Genomic DNA, 18,049 nt, shown 5'->3' with positions numbered 1-18,049 from the left:
TTACCAATTTTATAAAGAATTGCCTTTCTTCTGCTATTGTTATTAAATCTGCTACTGTTTTTAACAGTAAAGCACGTTATATTCACAATAATATCAAAGTAACAGCTGTAGAGGGGCTGATAAAAGCCTTATTTACAATTATTTTGCAAATTTTTTTATCATAAGGATCTGAATGAATATTGATGCTTTTCGTTGTATGCGGCGGGGCGTACAGCTTTTTTCTTTAACTCAAGATGATTTTTCATTGATGGCTCCCATTGAGCAGCGTAATGGGAAAAAGCAGCGGGCTTTATTATTGCTACACGGGTTTTCATCTTCCCCAGCTGTTTTTCGCGATTTACTACCCTCCCTTGCTTACTATGATGCTGTAATTTGCCCTGTGCTGCCAGGACATGCAGCCAATCTTGATAGTTTCGCGCAAAGCAAGGCAAGTGACTGGTTTGTGCTGGCTGAACAAACTTGTGAATTATTAGTTAACGAATTTACTCAGGTTGATGTCATGGGATTATCTCTTGGAGGATTGTTAGCCTGTCACCTAAGCAATCGTTTCCCGCTCCATCATCTTTATTTATTGGCACCAGCACTGGATTTACGTCTCAAGATTAATAGAACATTGGGTCTGGCAAAACTATTAAACTATTTGGGCTTTAGTCAGGTACGAAGTGTAGCTGGGAATTTATATACCGATGAGCATTGTGAAATTTCTTACCGCAAGATACCACTCGCAGTTATTATCGAAGTATTAACCTCTATTAGCCAATTTCAGTTTTCACCTCCTAACTGTCCTACCGATTTATTTCTTGGCTGCCATGATAAAGTCGTCGCCTCTTGGCAGGTCGCAGCTCGCTTTGCCAATATGGAAAATGTGACTATTCACTGGCTCGCCAATTCAGCGCATATCATTCCTCTGGATGGCGATAAGGATAGCGTCCTAAACTGTATCAAACAGAACAATATGACTAATAGCTAGGGATTCAAGTAATACTGCTATTTATTGTAGCGATCATATTCACGCAAAGCATACTGATCCCAATCTCGCATATCGAGGACAGAACCATCAAAAACCATAAAATCTGCCTTGGTATCAGGAATATTATAAAAATAAATATCACTGGCGTCAGTAGCAAAGGTATGCTGATGTTTGACTGCGATAATATCTGCAACAGACTTATTATGTGTTTTTGCAAAAGTCCGTTTTGAGCGTAAATATCGACCATTGAAATGAGCGGTATCCCACAACTCTACGTCCAGTTTATTAACTATACCTGCCAACTGGATAAAAGTCTTACCACGAGCTCGTATGGTCAGCGTATCAGATTTTATCCAATACATGCTAACCCAACTTTGACCCGCCAAATCGAGCTTAGCTAAATTCAACATACCGGCTAATTGCAATCTTGTTTTACCAAGCAATGTCAATTGCAAATATTTACCGTTAACGCCGCTAAGTTGAACATTCCCACCACCACTTATCTTCACTTTACGCAATACAATGGAGCCGCCCAATGTTGTTCTACCCGGATTATCAATTGCAAGATCAAGAAGTCCCGAACGCAAATTGGTACCCGTAATAGTGCCTGCTCCACGATAAGTGAAGGAGTTTAAATAACGACCACGAATTTCGGCTCGAACAGCTCCGCAGCGAGGATAACCACTACCCAGGTTAATAATCAGCATACCATTGACTACTCGTGTAGATACATGGATTAAATCACTGGGATTTCCATATAAGATGACCTGTGGACGTGCATAGCCAGTATGCAAATTAACATTGATCCTGCCCTCAACAAGGACCTGATTGAAAGAGGGTACTTGCCTGTTTTGCACTGCTTTAATTGCAACTGGAGGCAGATGAGCCGGTGCTTTCGCACAACTCGACGCTAATAATACGATAAAAAATAAAGAGAAAAACCGCATCAACATGGCCCACATTCCATTTACACGAATTCCCTTACATTAGAGGAAGTTAGTACAATGCGCAAGATTAGCCGTTAACTGCTATCTAAATTTGCTGTGACGGCTCTTAGTCCTGTGAAGGAAAGTTGCCCAAAAGCAATCAGTTAATTTGTGCAACCAGTCAATAAAGTCAGGGTTCACTAACCAAGAGAAGAAATCACCGAACAAGTATACAAGAACATCAATGTATGTAAATTTTACGCATATTGACCAGCGACCCAACCTGACGACCAGGCCCATTGAAAGTTATAACCACCTAGCCAGCCACTCACATCCAGCACTTCGCCCACAAAATAAAGACCGGGCAAATGGTTAACTTCCATCGTTTGCGATGACAGTACTCGCGTATCCACACCACCTAAGGTCACTTCAGCAGTCCTGTATCCTTCCGTACCATTCGGCTTAATACGCCATTGCCGTAAACTTTGTCCTATTTCTTGCAAAATTTTGTCAGATAACGTTTGTAACTCGCGTTCTAATAAAGATTCCGCTACCAAAGTAGCAACCACTCGCTTGGGCAAAACTTGTTCCAAACAATGCTTTAAACGACTCTGTGGAGCCAACCGCTTACGTTGCGGCAAGTGAGAAGCCCATTCATTATTGGGATCTAAATCAATCTCCAAGATCCCGCCGGGTTGCCAATAAGATGAAATTTGCAACATTGCTGGCCCGCTCAAACCACGATGGGTAAACAGCATATCCAGGGAAAAGCGTTGATTATTACAAGACACTTCGCACGGCAAGGAGATTCCTGATAACACAGCCAAACGCTCTTTTTCTTCGGGTTGCAAAGTAAAGGGTACCAATCCGGCCCGCGTAGGCAATACTGGCAAACCAAACTGGGTAGCCAATTGGTAACCGTAGGGAGATGCACCCATAGTTGGAATGGATAATCCTCCTGTTGCAACAACCAGGGATTGGCAAAATAACTGCTCTCCCTTTGTTAACCTTAGAGCATAGCCATTATCTTTCTTCTCTATGTGACTGACAGCTGTATTTAAACGTATTTCAACTTTTGCCTGCTCGCAGCAGCTCAAGAGCATGGCAACAATATCAGAAGCCTTATTATCACAAAATAATTGGCCATGTGATTTCTCATGGAAGGGAATCCGATGTTTTTTCACCAGATTGATGAAATCAAAAGATGTATAACGTTTAAGGGCAGATTTACAAAAATGAGGATTTGCAGATAAATAATGGCGGGCCTCTACCTCGTAATTGGTAAAATTACATCGCCCACCACCAGACATCAGAATCTTCTTGCCAACCTTGTTAGCATGATCAAGAACTAGTACTCGCCGCCCTCGTTTTCCTGCTTCTATGGCACACATCAAGCCAGCAGCACCAGCACCAATTATGATTACGTCTGAATTTCTCATAAAAATGAAAAGCTCGCTCCCCTCTAATAGCGCACAAAGTCCATTACTAGAGGGGAGAAGATTGGAGAAACAGCAGGATTATTATACAGCGGTTACGTCTTCCGCTTGTAGACCTTTAGGTCCTTTGGTCACCATGAACTCGACGCGTTGACCTTCAACCAAAGTTTTACGACCAGCTGCGCTATTGATCGAACGAAAATGAACGAATACATCGTCTTGACCATTATCACGACTGATAAAACCGTAACCCTTATCATCATTAAACCACTTGACGTGGCCAGTTTCTTTCACAGACATTTCTACTTTCCAAATTAAATTAAACACACACTTGCGTTAAACAATCCAAGCCAGAATCATCATAGGGAAGCAACGCGATAAATTCGCTACTTTGAACTACAAAAGGAGGGATTTTCACGAAGAACAATGTTTCAGCCAAGAAATATAAACTACAAGTGGCTCTATTATACTCTAGTGTTTATAAAATAGCGAGAATCAACAATAAAAATTTATGGCCTCCTTTAATAACGGAGCATCCCCCCTAGTTTATTTTTCCCAGAGCCATCACTGGTGATGTAAAATCAGGAAGCAAGGTTTTTAATTGCTGAGCAAAATGTAACAAAAATCTGTCTCGCCCTTTCGCAGCAGCAAATTGTACGGAGAGTGGGAAATGATTATGGCGCATCACAGGGATCGTCATGGCAGGCAACCCCGCTTGATTAAACAATGCAGTAAAGGGTGTAAAAGCAAGATTTTTTTGCAAATAATGAGTAAAATCACCGTTGGTTGGTAAGCTGCCGACAGGAAGAGGCAATTGCGCCAAGGCAGGAGTTAACACTAAATCAACCTGGGTGAATAGTTCATGGAGAGGCCGTAAGAGTTGGTAGATCTTGTTTTTTGCAGCAATCAATTGGGATGCAGATAATTTTTTTCCTTGTCCCATTAATTCCCAAGTAAATGGCTCTAATTCCTTTTTTTGCACCTTACGTCCAAGCAACCGTTGTTGATTTTCAATTTCAGCACAGGTATTGGCTGCAATGAGACACAAAGCGGAGGCGGCAATTTCCTCTAAATCGAGAGCCAATTTATAGGAACTCACCTGATGCCCGGAGCTTGTTAATATATTTATCGCTTGTTCGAAGGCTTCCAAACAAGGTTTAGCAACAGGCACAACTGCAAAAGCCCCCTCAAGACATGCAATTTTTAAAGGTTGAAAGCTCTGCTCATTGTGCTGAAGATCGACTACGCTTGGTTTAGGTTCAGGTAAAGTATTTGTAGCGAGTAAATCAAATAAAAGGGCGGAGTCATCTACACTACGAGTTAATACGAAATTGGTTGACAAACCTGACCAGGACTCACCAGCCCAAGGGCCGACAGGCATTAAACCAGGGGTAGGCTTAAACCCAAATAATCCACAACAAGCCGCAGGTATGCGAATAGATCCCCCGCCATCACTCGCCGTAGCAACGGGCGCAACCCCTGCGGCCACGGCGGCAGCTGAACCACCGGAAGATCCACCTGAAGTACGACTTAAATCATATGGATTACGGCAAGGGCCAAGTAAAGTTGACTCTGTCACATAAGAAAGGCCAAACTCAGGCACATTGGTTTTTGCGAAAGGCAACATTCCCAAGGCTAATAGACGATCAATAAAATCACTATTTAACGACGAAACAGATGTCGTCAAAAAAGTTGAGCCAGCTGTATAACGCACTCCCTGCATCGAAAAACCTAAGTCTTTCACTAATACCGGCACACCATAAAAGGGTTCATCACCACGCATCTTCTTCGATTGCAGAAGTGCCCAATCACTGCAATCAGTAATTATTGCATTCAGTTGTGGATTGACTTCATACATACGCTGAATAGCACAAGCCAAGACTTCTTCAGGACTGACTTCTCTTTCCTTGATAAGTTTTGCCAAACCTCGCACATCTTCCTTACAGTACTCAGCAAGCTGCATACCCCCCCCTAGAGTCGATGAATAGGAGGCAGCGGAGTAGTTTTGCTATTCTCCGGCCTTAGTTTTGCCCCTTTGAAAGAAGTAATAGCAGCCCATAAAGCCGTTCCCTGCCAAGTTTTTTGTGGACTCACATCCTGGTAAAGAGCCTGGGCTAATTGATTAATCTCTTTCTTGAGCCTGGTGTCTGCCACCATTTTCTCCACATCAGTTAAATTCAACAAATTCGCTTCAGGCCATTGAAAGCGGGCCCATTTAAGCAAGGCATCCCGCGCTTCAGTAGCATGATTATCCAAACAGGCTTTAGCCAATTGCTTCATAGCTTGACCTGCTGTTTGCCTTTCTGCTTGTTGTCGCCGTTGTCTATACCATAGTCCGAGTGTAAGTAACCAGGCTAGAGCAAAAGCACTGGCTAGCCACCAAGCAAAATTGGTTTCTGGGCGTAATGACGGCTTAATACTTTGCTGTTCTTTCCTGGCGTCTGCCTCTGTTGTATGCGCTACCGGCTCTGAATTGGCAACAGCAGGTGATGCAGACTGCTTTGTTTCAGCAGCAGAAGCCACTACATTCAAAGTAAGTGCGGGTAAAGAGCTTATTTCTTTTTTACCAGTTGTTGTATTAAACCAGGTTACTTTAATAGCAGGGATTGTTATTTGACCCGCTTTGTTAAGTAAATAAGTCGCCTTCACAGTCGTAGAGCTGACTAAATTCGGATGTTTAAAACTAGTTTTTTCCTGAGGTTTTTCGGGATAAACACTAAATTGATCCGAACTCCCAAAATCCATGGTTGGTAACAATTGTGCGGGCACAGCCACTGCACTCAAGGTGACAGTACGTACTAACGTGTCACCCTGCATGAAAGTCATTGTGTTTTTATCATAGGTCTCAGCGAGAGAAACCTGTTTCGCAGCCAGCCAGTATTTATAGCCTGCAAGTCTTGGTTTAACATGAAGGACAGTCGGCTTGGCTTGGAGATGAACCCGTTTTGGAGTCATACTATAAATCAAGGCGTTGAAAGCGGGTGGGTTAATTTTCAAATCCCCGCTTTTTTGTGGAAAAATAGCATATTGCTGTTCTTCAACAGCATAGATCTTGCTGTTACTTGAAATCTGGTAATGACGTCCTTGCCCAAGAGGAATCATTAAAGCATCTTCCACCTGAGGTGGTTGATAAGATGCATCGAGCAACCTGCTGCTATAGTATAATCGGGTAGTAAAAATAACCTGTTGATTTACAAAGGGGGTGTTCACACTAACCTCAGTCTCTAAAAAAACATCCTGCTGAGGAGTTTGCTGCTGACCATTCGTTGTTGGTGTTTCTTCCGAAGTCACTTCTATACTGCTTGCCTTCGTGTATTCTTGACCTATTTGCAGCGATGGGATAGATAAAACCCCATTGCGATTAGCCGTTAACGTTATTATCCATTGACTAACAGAATGTGCTTGTCCATTAATAATACTGTAATTCATACTGCGTTCCGTACCAAGTATGGTAAAGTTTTTTTGTAATGGTGTTAAATCAGGAACGCTATCAACAGCACTATCCATTGTTAAAGTTAATCTAAATGGCTGGCCTAACTGTACCTGTGTTACGTCAAGTTGTACGGTAACATCTGCAAAAACCACCGTTAGACAACAACAAAGAAATAAACTTATTAAAATTCGCTTCATTCATACCACCCACTTTGTCTACGCATGTGATCACGTAAAAATTTCTCCCGCATCAAACCACCAGGATCATCGGGAATTAAGCGCAACCATTGCTCTTTTGCCTGTTGTTTTTCATGCTCTATTGCAGCTTGTTCTTTTGTTATGGCTGCCTTATCCCTCTTCTTTTCACTCTGCTGCGTTTTGCTCTCTTGATCTTTACTCTGCTGGGCTTTGTCCTGCTCGTCCTTACCTTGCTGATCTTGGCCCTGCTCATCCTTACCTTGCTGGTCTTTACCTTGCTGGTCTTTACCTTGCTGGTCCTTACCTTGCTGGTCCTTACCCTGCTGGTCCTTACCTTGCTGATCCTTACCTTGCTGGTCTTTACCTTGCTGGTCCTTACCTTGCTGGTCCTTACCTTGCTGGTCTTTACCTTGCTGGTCTTTACCTTGCTGATCCTTACCTTGCTGGTCCTTACCTTGCTGGTCTTTGCCTTGCTGGTCTTTGCCTTGCTGGTCCTTACCTTGCTGGTCTTTGCCTCGCTGGTCCTTACCTTGCTGGTCTTTGCCTCGCTGGTCCTTACCTTGCTGGTCTTGGCCTCGCTGATTATTGCCTTGTTGCTGCTTTTCTTTTTTTAGTAGCTCTTGCAGCAAATTGCGATTATAAATGGCATCTTGATTGCGGGGGTTTAGTGCCAAGGCCTTCTCATAGGCTTTAATTGCTTCCCCATATTGCCCTAAATGGGCCAATGCGTTCCCCTGATTGTAAAAACCTTGTTCATTTTGAAGTGATTGAAATTCTTTTGCTGCCTGTTCATAATGTCCTGCGCGATAAGCTGCAGTGGCACGCCAATCTCCCTGCTGAAAAGTCTTTTCTGCTTGATCAAACTGCTTTTGCTGCATAAGCGTTTGTGCTTGCTGATCTTTCGTCACCCATAGCTCAGACCAGCTAAAAGTATAACCAGAATTGGCAAGGCTCCATAAGAAAATGCTCCATAGTACTCTCATGTAGCGATCCTCTGTAACCATCCCCGCCGGAATACCGGTAATAGAAAACCAAGAGCCGGGAGTAAAAACCAACGCCCTTCATCGCGCCACATAGGAATATCATTGTGTTGACTTCGACTATATTGTTGTTCAGTTACGGTATTTTTTAGCCAATTCTCTAAATCAGCCGATGTGTTGGTAAAAGACACTAGTTGTCCTTTCCCCGCCATCGCCAAACGCTCGAAAAGAGGGTTAAGTGTTTTATTGGCAAGAATGGGCATCACTGAAGTAAAAATCTGTTTGTTTGCCAGCTTGCTAGCCACTTCTACAGCGGCAAGACTGGGAGTCTCTGCAGTCAATACCAATATTTGACCATGATCAAATCCTGCCTGGGTTATCAACTCTCCAGCCTCTTCAAGTGCACTATCTAAACGTTGTCCTTCCACCGGCATAATATCTGGGGTTAAGGAGTCCAACAGGGCATCGATCGTCTGTGCATCTTCAGTCAATGGAGAAACAACAAAGGGCTCACCGGTATAAACCACCAAACCTAATTGGCCAGCATCTCGACGTTTAAACAAATCATGCAATTTAAATTTAGCGCGATTTAAACGATCGGGTACCAAATCGTTTGCCAACATAGCATTTGACATATCCAATACTAATACTCTTGGTTGTATTTGCAGATAAGCTGGCACCGGCAAGCGAATCCAGGCAGGGCCAGCCAAACTGAGGATCATGCATAGGCCACTAAGTAATAAAAACAACAAGGCACCATGCCGTTTTCCCTGCTTTTTAGACTGCACCAAGTAGTTAAGTAAATGACTATCACAAACAGCTGCCCATGCTCCCATACGCGGACTTTGTCGCCATAAACACCCAATAAAACCAAGTAAGGGTAAACAGGTTAGTAACCACCAGGGACGAAGGAAATGGAAATCTGCCATCATGATGAAAACTCCCGGCCACCAGAAATTAATTTCAAACTGGTCCATAAAGCGATCTTTTTAATGAGCCAATACAACAATAAAAAGAGCGCTAGCGCCAATGGCCAAGAATAATAATCATGCTGTGGGCGAATCGTTGCGTCTTCCTGGGTTACAGTCTCTAATTGGTTGATTGTTTTATAAATAGTTTGTAAAGACTGGACATCAGTTGCTCTAAAATAACGCCCCCCTGTTACTTTTGCTATCTCTTGCAACGTTTTTTCATCGAGATCCGGGGAAGCATTCATGTTAAAAAAAGCGCCATTGAATGCGCGAGGATCCCCCTCTGCACCTAAACCAATCGTATAAACTTTAATCTCATCTAATTTTGCCAATTCGGCAGCTTTTGATGGGGCCAATACCCCTGAATTATTGGCTCCATCAGTGAGCAAAATAATCATGCGTCCTTTAGATGGGACATTTTGTAAACGCTTCACTGCCAAACCAAGTGCATCGCCTATGGAAGTAGTTTGTCCTGCCAGGCCAACACTGGCATCTTCAAGTCGAAGCAATACGGTATGGCGATCATAGGTGAGTGGTGTTTGTAAATAAGCACGGCTACCAAAGAGAATCAAACCAATTCGGTCACCTATCCGCTCACGCACAAATTGTTCTGCAGTACGTTTAACAATAGCTAAACGAGTAGCTGGACGACCACGCCATATCATGTCATCCAATGCCATACTGCCTGATAAATCAAGCACCAACATGATATTTCGACCTTCTCTTGCTAAAGGCTTAGGCTCTCCTACCCAACGTGGGCCAGCCGCCGCAAGCAGTAATAGCGACCAGATTAACAAAAACAACCCTAGCTGTGCCTGACCGGCAAAGGTGCGCTTTTGGTTACTTACGATAGTCAACATGGCGTGATAAAAAGGAACTTTCAAAGCAGCGGGTAATTGTAACGTTGCGCGTGGAATTAAAAACCAAATTAAAAAAGGCAGTGGCAAAAAGAGTAGAATTCTTGGTTCAGCTAATTCGAACATGGTTTTCTCCGTTGCTTTATCCATTTTTCTGCACAAATAAACAAAGGATTTAGGTCCATGTTTTTTCCTGTTTGGTAGGGTGCTTCCAACAAACAAGTACGTACTGAGTTAAAATCAACGCCCTTTGCGGTTTTATTTAAAAAAGCCAACCAGGCCTCCCCTTGTAAACCAGCTACCATCTCCCTGGGAAAATACACCAAGGCTACGCGACGCAGTAATTCTGAAATTTCCATGCTACTGCGCTGACTATTGCCAACATGCTCATAGGCTTGCTGATAATGGTTCAACAATTGAAGGGCTTCGCGCTTAGCACGGCCACAGACATAACTACGGCGAAGCATGTAAACTAAAAAAATAACACCCAGAACTACGAGTGCGATTAAAAAATACCAGCCAGGAGCCATTGGCCACCAGCTGATAGGGTCTGGCAATTGAATATCGCGCAATTTTGCTAGCGCTGGTGATTCAGTCACGTGACCTCCGTGGAAAAGTCTGCCGTACTAATCTTGGTAAATCAGTTTCAGCGAGAACTTGAACATACTGAATTTGCAACCTTTTAAACTGCGACTGCAAATTGGCTAGCCGTAATTCGCAATAAGACTGGTAAGCCTGGCTTATTTCTTCAATTGTTGTATCGACAAGAATCTCCTGCTTACCATTGGTCATGGCATAGTGGTTAGGCTTTGGTGGCAAGAGTTCTAAAGGATCACAAATATGGTAGGCAAGAATATCATTATGCGCTCCCAGTCGGGCCAAATGTTGCTCACTCTCTCTATCCATCTGATAAAAATCGCTAAGAAGGACTATGACACTACCTGGCCGCGCCACACGACGCAAACGGACCAGAACATCACTTAATAAGCGAGGCGAAGTTTCCTCAAGATTTTCCTTACTATATTTACTTAATGCAGCCAAAAGCGGTAGAACGCCAACGTCGCGGCTACGTGGTGTAAATTCATCATGTCGGGAGGATGAATACAATAAACCACCGATTCGATCCCCTTGCTTAATAGATGTCCACGCAATCATCGCAGCTAAACGAGCAGCTACCACTGATTTAAATGCTAACCGTGTACCAAAGAACATCGACGCGTTAAAATCAACAATCAGAACAATGGGTCGCTCGCGCTCTTCCTGGTAAAGTTTAACATAGGGTTTGCCAGTACGCGCTGTCACACGCCATTCCATATGACGAATTTCATCACCAGCCTGGTAATTACGAACCTCAGCAAAGTCCATCCCTCGACCACGTAATTTAGAAAGGTGATTGCCAGCACGTAAAGCATTACCTTCAGGCTTATAGTTAACTCTTTGAGCATAACGCTTTAATGCAATTAATTCGCTAAGTTCAACAATTACCCCGTCACCCATGATAAACCTCAAGGAACTGCAATCAGGCGTAATAAAGAATTAATAAAATCATCGCTGCTCACTCCTTCTGCCTCTGCTTCAAAGCTTAACAAGATACGATGGCGAAGCACGTCATGAGCAATAACATGAATATCCTCCGGTGTCACATAATCCCGCCCAGCAAGCCAGGCATGTGCTTTTGCACAACGATCCAGCGCAATAGTGGCACGGGGGCTTGCTCCAAAGCGTAACCAGCGTGCGAGTTCGTCGCTATAAATGGCTGGATTACGTGTAGCAACAACCAATTGCACTAAATAATTTTCTAGTGCTTCGCTGGTATGCACTCGTAAAACTTCACGCCTGGCAGCAAATAAAGTGACCTGACTTAGAGGACTGACAGGAGCAGGGGTTACCTTTAAGCTACCCATTTCTTCTGCTTCACGGCGAGCCAGTATAAGAATATCACGCTCGACCTGGACATCGGGATAACCAATTTTCACGTACATTAAAAAACGATCAAGCTGTGCTTCTGGCAACGGATAAGTTCCTTCCTGTTCAATGGGATTTTGGGTTGCCATAACCAAAAATAATTCTGGCAAGGGATAGGTTTTGCCCCCTATCGTAACTTGCCGCTCTGCCATAGCCTCCAGTAGAGCAGATTGTACCTTGGCAGGAGCACGATTAATTTCATCAGCAAGAATCAAATGATGAAAAATAGGACCAGGTTGAAAAACAAAGGAACCGTTCTCGGGATGATAGACATCGGTTCCTGTCAGATCGCCAGGCAATAAATCCGGAGTAAACTGGATACGATGAAAGTCTCCTTCGACAACTGACGACAACTCCTTAACAGCCCGTGTTTTTGCTAAGCCAGGCGCTCCCTCAACCAATAAATGGCCATCGGCCAGTAGAGCGATTAATAATCGCGATATCAAATCTTTTTGACCAAGGATGCGCCCGTTAAGATGGGCACTCAATTGTAACAGTTGTTCTTGCACTGTCAGTGCTGTAGTAACCTCTGGCTGTGTCATTTATCCCACCTTGGGTAAAAAAACATAATCCTAGCGTGAAACCAGCGTTGTGCCAAGTTTGGCAATAGATATCCAATTGGTAACCTAAGGCACTGCGCTGCCCCCCATTTTGACTGCATCAGGTGGAATTGACCCCACCTCACATCCACTGCTATCTTGCAAAAGCTTATCTTTTTTAATGTCATCCTGTAATTTTTGTGAAAAGGTTTTAACCAGTAATTGGGATTGCGACGGACTAAAGAAGCCTAAGCGTCCTACCAGAAAAGCGCCGGTACCACTAGCAATCCCCACTAAAAAACTGCTCGCTGCAGTACTTATCATTACCGTTAAACCCGCACCTTTAAGAGTCGCTAATGCAGCGCCAATACCTCCACCCGTATAATTGGCGGCCACCATACCAAGTCCCGGAATAGCGCTATTTGCTCCTGAACTGAGACAAAAACCGCCTAATAAACCAAACATACTACCTAAGGAAACCCCTAAGAGAGTTCCCACTAAAGTAAAAGCAACCAGCAAGGTTTTTTGTGTCGGAGACAATGCAAGGATACTTTGTTCATAGGCTTGCACTTCGGCAATAAAGCATTTAAGGAATTGCTGTCTCTCGGTACCAGAAAAATTGTGTAATTGTGTAATAACTTCTTGAAAGATCGTTAAAATTGCTTGTGTTTTATCAATGATTGAGAGTCTTATTGTAATAGGCTCTTTATCGAGAGCACTCATAAGTGTATTAATATGGTCTGCAATCCACGTTGCAGGCAGGGCGTCCTCAATCTGTTTGAAACAAAAATGCATTCTTGTCTGGATTTTAAAGATATGAAATACCAATGCTGGATTAATATTACTCAGAACAACTGTATTATCAGCTACCACTAGTTCTATTTGACAGTTTGGGTAACTTGTTGGGGGAAGGCTGAGTTTAAGCGCTTCATGAATAAGGTTAATCCTTCCGTCACTATTTTTTATGTAAATTTTGCCAAAATGCTCTCCTGCTTGGCTTGTCTTCTTGTTGTCTGGATTGGGTTGAAAGCTACTATCAATGGTAACCATTGTCCCTTCCAACCCTTCATTTTCCTGCAATGCTTTCTCAATACGATTCGCTTCAAAATAAAGATAATGTTGGATCAGTGGAACACTCTGCCAGAAAATCCCTTTTCCTTTTATCCTGCTTAAGGAAACAAATCGCTCTGCTTCAGGTATAGGCGATTTAACCAGCGTTGGGACAGGGGCTGTCACCCAAACATTAGCTTCAACCAGAAATAAAACCCAATTACTTTCTTGAGCTATTATTGTACGATATTCTTCTAAACGGCGCGGATCTCTTAGCTCTAAACCAAACATTTTCCTTAATCCAGGCCCCAGTGCATCAAGCTGCGGATAATAAGGCTCCAGGCAATGCTCTTTTGTATCAAGTATCTCACCCTGAGAATTAGTACATTCTGTAACAGCAAGCTCACCCTGCTTATTTAAAACGAGCACCGAATGGTAATTGATACGATTCCCTGCCATGCTGTCTAAAATCGCATCAACAGAAGAAAATACTAGCGACCGATCTTTTACGACTACATCATTGACAGGAAATCTCCAAATAGAACAAAGAGTCTTTGCAATCATCATTGGGTCGCCAGGAGCATCAACTATTATTTCTACCTGATTATTTTCCTTGATAGTAAGCTTTATACCGTAGGGCCGCATTGTGCGTTCATGGAACAGACATTTAGCCTTCGATAGAACCCTTTCCATCGCCCCACGACCAGTTTTCGGATGTGGCAACCCATATTTAGTAGAATAAGAGAAATTTTGCTCACCGACTAATACTGCCTCAACTTCATATTGCATCAATCGATTTAAAAACCCAGCTACTGTATTTGCTGTGTCTAACTTCACAGTAAAATTGTTTTTACCTTCAACCGCTTTAGGGGGGGTGGGAAATCCAAGGATGAAAGGAATAAGGGAAAATTGCCTATGGTGAACCGTAGCAGGTGAATACTCGTTCATATGCAGGACAAAATTAAACCTAAGATCTTTCTCCGCTTCATTCCATTGGATATTACAAGCGTCCGGATTAGTCGTTTCACAAATTATTCTGGTAATTTTATTAAGTCTTAAAAGAGCTTGATCTTCTGCCAATAATTGCTCCATCGGCTTTGCACTTATCATGCTTTAATTTCCCTAATAGACCTAAGCGACTCTTAGGCAGAACTTTTCATTATGGGCAATAAAAAATCTTACGGTATAGCTTGTGAGAATTTTTATCCCTTCTCCTAAACCGATTGGTATTCACTTTGTAACTCTATGGGCATTAACTGTTGTATCCGTTCATAAAGCTCAATAATTTCAACGCAGAAACCATGCAAATCCTGTCTATCTTCCCAGAGCTCATAATCGACCCCTTTACGAAAAGCCTGGTGACGTGCCAAATATTTCAACAGTTTCCTATCTTCATGAGATAATTCCAGTTCAAGACCTGATTCAAGTAATTCCATTAAATTTTTGTGCTGGTTATTTTTTTTATGTTCATGGAGAAGGTATGCTTTAAATGTTAATTCAAAAGCTGCATACATGAGTGTTGTAATTGCCGCTAACGTATCGCAATTGGAGTCTCCATACATAGTCACTTTGGCATTACCGGGTAATAAATACTCAGCACAGTAAGCATGCTCAGTAGCAATCCTCATTAACTCTAAAGGCGAAAAAAATCGTTTATCCATAAAACACCTAAAAATTAGAGGATTATAACCGGCTCTTTACCAATTCGCATCTTCTAATTTTGCGATAGCTGCACAATAGATCGCTTGCATGACCTATCTCGTTGGTTCTCTGGTTGTATAATTATTTTTCTGGCTATATGGGCTGTGTATAATACAAGCAATTGTAGCGGACTGTGAGTAGTCCTTAATATATTTTCTCCTTAATTATGATGCACTCTTTTCTCAATAGCCCTTTTAGCATTGGCTCCATTCACTTGCCTAATCGTTTAATTCAAGGACCTTTAGCTGGTTTCAGTTGTGCTCCTTTCCGTGAATTGTTTTATCAATTTACGCCTCCTGCCTACTGTACAACTGAAATGATTTCTGCACATGATGCCCTTTATAAGCATCCATTGAACTCACGCTATCTTTACCGCTCATCGCTAGAAAAAACGCTCAGCTACCAGATAGCAGGTAATGATCCAGAAACGATGGCCACAGCAAGCGCTTACCTCGCGAGCATTGGTGCTAATTTAATCGATATTAATTGTGGTTGTCCGAAAACCAAAATTCGCAAAAAGGGAGCCGGTAGCGCCTTACTCAGTGAACCGCAGCAATTGCTCAAGATAGTTAATAGCGTTCGTAAAATGATTAACCTTCCCCTCACAGTCAAACTTCGCATCCAGGGGAATGATAATGATGTTGACCTGGCCAGGGCGATAGAGCAGGCCGGGGCTGATGCGCTCATTGTCCACGGCAGACGTTGGAATGATGACTATAATGTTGACTGTAATTTTGCCCAAATTGCCGCAATTAAACGGGCTGTTTCTATCCCCGTCATCGCTAATGGCGATATCAGTGATAAGGCGAGCCTAACAAAGGCATTGATTAATAGCGGTTGTGACGCCTATATGATAGCACGCGCGGGAACTGGTAAGCCTTGGCTTTACCAAAATCTCCTTAATAAGATAGAGAGTCATCCTGATACTGACACTATAAAAGCTCTTTTTATACAACACTTGCATAACCTGGCAAAATTGGAAAATGACTATAAAGCGGTGTTACAAAGCCGATCTTTATTACGCTATTACTTCAGAGCACAACTTAGTCCAACAGAATTGCAAATTTTTTACAAACTTGAACACCTTGATGATATCGAAAGGGAATTAAAAAAACTGCCGCTCTAGGAAATGCTGCGTCCACCATCCACATTAACGATTTGCCCTGTAATAAAAGAATTACTAGTAAGAGCCAGCACCATTTGCGCGATATATTCAGGAGCTCCATGGCGCTTTAAAGGGGTTTTAGCGATAATTTGTTGCTGTGTTTCCATACTTAACATGTTGTTATCTTCAGGCCAGGCTATGGCACCAGGTGCAATTGCGTTGACGCGTACTTGAGGAGCAAACTCGCGAGCCAAGGCTTTGGTCTGCATTAGTAATGCAGCTTTACTTTGGCAATAAATAGCATACCCTTTAAGCGGTTTATCTGCGTGGATATCTGTAATATTCACGATGCATCCTTCTTGATCTGCAAGATGAGGTCGAGCAGCAAGAGATAACAAGAAAGGGACTTTGACATTAACAGTAAACAAACTATCCCACACCGTTTCATCGAAGATAGTACAATCACTACGTATAAATAATGAGGCATTATTTACCAATAAATCGACACGCCCGGCCCAGGCAAACACGGAAGCCATCAACTCGTTTGTTGCATTGGCATCTGTCAATTCTTTTTGTAAAACATAAGCACTACCAGCGCGTTGCTGATTTAAATCGTATGCCAACGCTTCCGCGGCAGTCAACGAACGATTACAATGGATAACAACCTTAAAACCGGCCTGATGCAGTTCTCTGACAATTGCAGCACCTATTCGCCGTGCCGCACCAGTTACCAAAGCCACTTTGGCGGCTTGTTTGTTGGCTTGATTCAAGGTATGTTCCCCACTTTTATAATTTTTAAGCAATTATGAGCCTACTTACATCCATTCGCAGTCAGATTATACAACAAGGGGATATGCCCTTTGTTGAATTTATGCAGCAAGCGCTATACGCACCTGATTTTGGCTATTATAGCGCGGGATTGCAAAAATTTGGGGCTCATGGCGACTTCGTTACTGCACCTGAATTAACACCCTTGTTTGGCCAAACATTGGCCAAACAATGTAAGCAACTCTTGTCAATAATGGCTGACCCTCTTCTTTTTGAATTTGGTGCTGGCTCTGGCCGTCTCTGTGTTGATCTCTTAAAACAACTTGAACGTGATCAATGTTTGCCCCGGGCTTACCATATTATGGAAGTCAGTAGTCATTTACGCCAAAGACAAGAGGAATTAATTCGACAGGAAATCCCTCATTTACTTGAAAGAGTAAAATGGCTCAATCGCTGGCCTGAACAAGCTTTCAATGGCGTAGTCATTGCTAATGAAGTACTTGATGCAATGCCTGTTCATCGTTTTTTAAAAACAGATGAGGGGGTATTGGAAAGTTTTATCACTCTGAATGCGCAACAGGAACTAACAGAAATTTTCAAGCCCTGCACAAATAAGCGATTGCTTGCCCATGTAGCGACTAGTTTACCCCCCGAAAATATACCCTATCAGTCAGAAGCAAATTTATTCATTGATGATTGGATACAACAATGTTACGCCATGCTGACTCAGGGAGCTGTTTTTCTGTTGGATTATGGCTTCCCACGCCATGAATATTATCATCCTGAGCGTAACAGTGGCACATTAATGTGCCATTATCGCCATCACGCGCACAGCAACCCATTGATTCATGTCGGTGAGCAAGATATCACTGCCCATGTCGATTTTACTCATATTGCTGAAGCCGGTCATACAGCGGGCTTTCACATTGCTGGTTATACGAATCAAGCCTCTTTTTTGCTCGCCAACGGTTTGTTAAGCTTACTGAATGAACTGGCTGAAGACCGTAATCGGATAAAGGCTCAACAAGCTGTTAAACAGTTACTTCAACCCAGTGAAATGGGCGAACTATTCAAAGTCATTGCCTTGACTAAAAACATTGAATTGGCTTTAACCGGTTTTCAATTGCACGATAAACGAGCGAGTTTATGAT

The 18,049-nt window shown here is 42.8% G+C and carries 17 protein-coding genes; 3 read left to right on the top strand and 14 right to left on the bottom strand.

Features of this window, described 5'->3' with window-relative positions; all coding sequences use genetic code 11:
* Positions 1–172 precede the first annotated feature (172 nt).
* Complete coding sequence (locus Lfee_RS01700) at positions 173–970, top strand: alpha/beta hydrolase (protein ID WP_058443555.1); 798 nt, start codon at positions 173–175, stop codon at positions 968–970.
* Positions 971–987: 17 nt separating this feature from the next.
* On the opposite strand, the gene Lfee_RS01695 is transcribed toward Lfee_RS01700, so the two are convergent.
* The 13 genes from Lfee_RS01695 to Lfee_RS01635 form a co-directional block, all read right to left on the bottom strand.
* Positions 988–1,923 (bottom strand): GIN domain-containing protein, encoded by a 936-nt coding sequence (locus Lfee_RS01695; RefSeq protein WP_058443554.1) that lies wholly within the window; start codon positions 1,921–1,923, stop codon positions 988–990.
* Positions 1,924–2,153: 230 nt separating this feature from the next.
* Positions 2,154–3,335, bottom strand: coding sequence for a BaiN/RdsA family NAD(P)/FAD-dependent oxidoreductase (locus Lfee_RS01690; protein WP_058443553.1), 1,182 nt, complete (start codon positions 3,333–3,335; stop codon positions 2,154–2,156).
* Positions 3,336–3,416: 81 nt separating this feature from the next.
* Positions 3,417–3,632 (bottom strand): cold-shock protein, encoded by a 216-nt coding sequence (locus tag Lfee_RS01685; RefSeq protein WP_058443552.1) that lies wholly within the window; start codon positions 3,630–3,632, stop codon positions 3,417–3,419.
* A 241-nt stretch (positions 3,633–3,873) separates the two neighbouring features.
* Positions 3,874–5,295 carry an amidase gene (locus Lfee_RS01680; RefSeq protein ID WP_058443551.1) on the bottom strand — a complete coding sequence of 474 codons (1,422 nt, stop codon included), beginning with the start codon at positions 5,293–5,295 and terminating at the stop codon, positions 3,874–3,876.
* An 8-nt stretch (positions 5,296–5,303) separates the two neighbouring features.
* The gene (locus Lfee_RS01675; RefSeq protein ID WP_058443550.1) at positions 5,304–6,962 is read right to left on the bottom strand and encodes a BatD family protein; all 1,659 of its coding nucleotides are present in this window, start codon (positions 6,960–6,962) and stop codon (positions 5,304–5,306) included.
* Positions 6,959–7,945 carry a tetratricopeptide repeat protein gene (locus Lfee_RS01670; RefSeq protein ID WP_058443549.1) on the bottom strand — a complete coding sequence of 329 codons (987 nt, stop codon included), beginning with the start codon at positions 7,943–7,945 and terminating at the stop codon, positions 6,959–6,961. The genes Lfee_RS01675 and Lfee_RS01670 overlap by 4 nt, the downstream gene beginning before the upstream one ends.
* Positions 7,942–8,874, bottom strand: a complete 933-nt coding sequence (locus tag Lfee_RS01665) for a vWA domain-containing protein (RefSeq protein WP_058443548.1) — start codon at positions 8,872–8,874, stop codon at positions 7,942–7,944. Before Lfee_RS01665 ends, Lfee_RS01670 begins: the two co-directional genes overlap by 4 nt.
* On the bottom strand, positions 8,871–9,896 hold the full coding sequence (locus Lfee_RS01660) for a vWA domain-containing protein (RefSeq protein WP_058443547.1): 1,026 nt from the start codon (positions 9,894–9,896) through the stop codon (positions 8,871–8,873). Before Lfee_RS01660 ends, Lfee_RS01665 begins: the two co-directional genes overlap by 4 nt.
* A complete protein-coding gene (locus Lfee_RS01655; RefSeq protein WP_058443546.1) occupies positions 9,884–10,369 on the bottom strand; it encodes a DUF4381 domain-containing protein in 486 nt (161 codons plus the stop codon). Before Lfee_RS01655 ends, Lfee_RS01660 begins: the two co-directional genes overlap by 13 nt.
* Positions 10,362–11,267 carry a DUF58 domain-containing protein gene (locus Lfee_RS01650; protein WP_058443545.1) on the bottom strand — a complete coding sequence of 302 codons (906 nt, stop codon included), beginning with the start codon at positions 11,265–11,267 and terminating at the stop codon, positions 10,362–10,364. The genes Lfee_RS01655 and Lfee_RS01650 overlap by 8 nt, the downstream gene beginning before the upstream one ends.
* Positions 11,268–11,275: 8 nt before the next feature.
* Positions 11,276–12,277, bottom strand: a complete 1,002-nt coding sequence (locus tag Lfee_RS01645) for an AAA family ATPase (protein ID WP_058443544.1) — start codon at positions 12,275–12,277, stop codon at positions 11,276–11,278.
* Positions 12,278–12,361: 84 nt separating this feature from the next.
* Positions 12,362–14,434, bottom strand: coding sequence for an MFS transporter (locus tag Lfee_RS01640; RefSeq protein ID WP_058443543.1), 2,073 nt, complete (start codon positions 14,432–14,434; stop codon positions 12,362–12,364).
* Positions 14,435–14,538: 104 nt separating this feature from the next.
* Positions 14,539–14,985, bottom strand: coding sequence for a hypothetical protein (locus tag Lfee_RS01635; RefSeq protein WP_058443542.1), 447 nt, complete (start codon positions 14,983–14,985; stop codon positions 14,539–14,541).
* 209 nt (positions 14,986–15,194) lie between these two features.
* Between Lfee_RS01635 and Lfee_RS01630 the strand changes: the two genes are divergently transcribed.
* The gene (locus tag Lfee_RS01630) at positions 15,195–16,151 is read left to right on the top strand and encodes a tRNA dihydrouridine synthase (RefSeq protein ID WP_058443576.1); all 957 of its coding nucleotides are present in this window, start codon (positions 15,195–15,197) and stop codon (positions 16,149–16,151) included.
* On the opposite strand, the gene Lfee_RS01625 is transcribed toward Lfee_RS01630, so the two are convergent.
* On the bottom strand, positions 16,148–16,900 hold the full coding sequence (locus Lfee_RS01625) for a pteridine reductase (protein ID WP_058443575.1): 753 nt from the start codon (positions 16,898–16,900) through the stop codon (positions 16,148–16,150). The genes Lfee_RS01630 and Lfee_RS01625 overlap by 4 nt on opposite strands.
* A 35-nt stretch (positions 16,901–16,935) precedes the next feature.
* Here Lfee_RS01625 and Lfee_RS01620 point away from each other — a divergent pair, with 35 nt between their 5' ends.
* Complete coding sequence (locus Lfee_RS01620) at positions 16,936–18,048, top strand: class I SAM-dependent methyltransferase (RefSeq protein WP_058443541.1); 1,113 nt, start codon at positions 16,936–16,938, stop codon at positions 18,046–18,048.
* The last annotated feature ends 1 nt before the right edge of the window (position 18,049 follow it).

It is taken from the genome of Legionella feeleii, assembly GCF_001467625.1.
GTDB lineage: Bacteria > Pseudomonadota > Gammaproteobacteria > Legionellales > Legionellaceae > Tatlockia > Tatlockia feeleii.
Note: the sequence above shows the minus strand (reverse complement) of the source record. Positions and strands in the feature narration are given on the sequence as shown.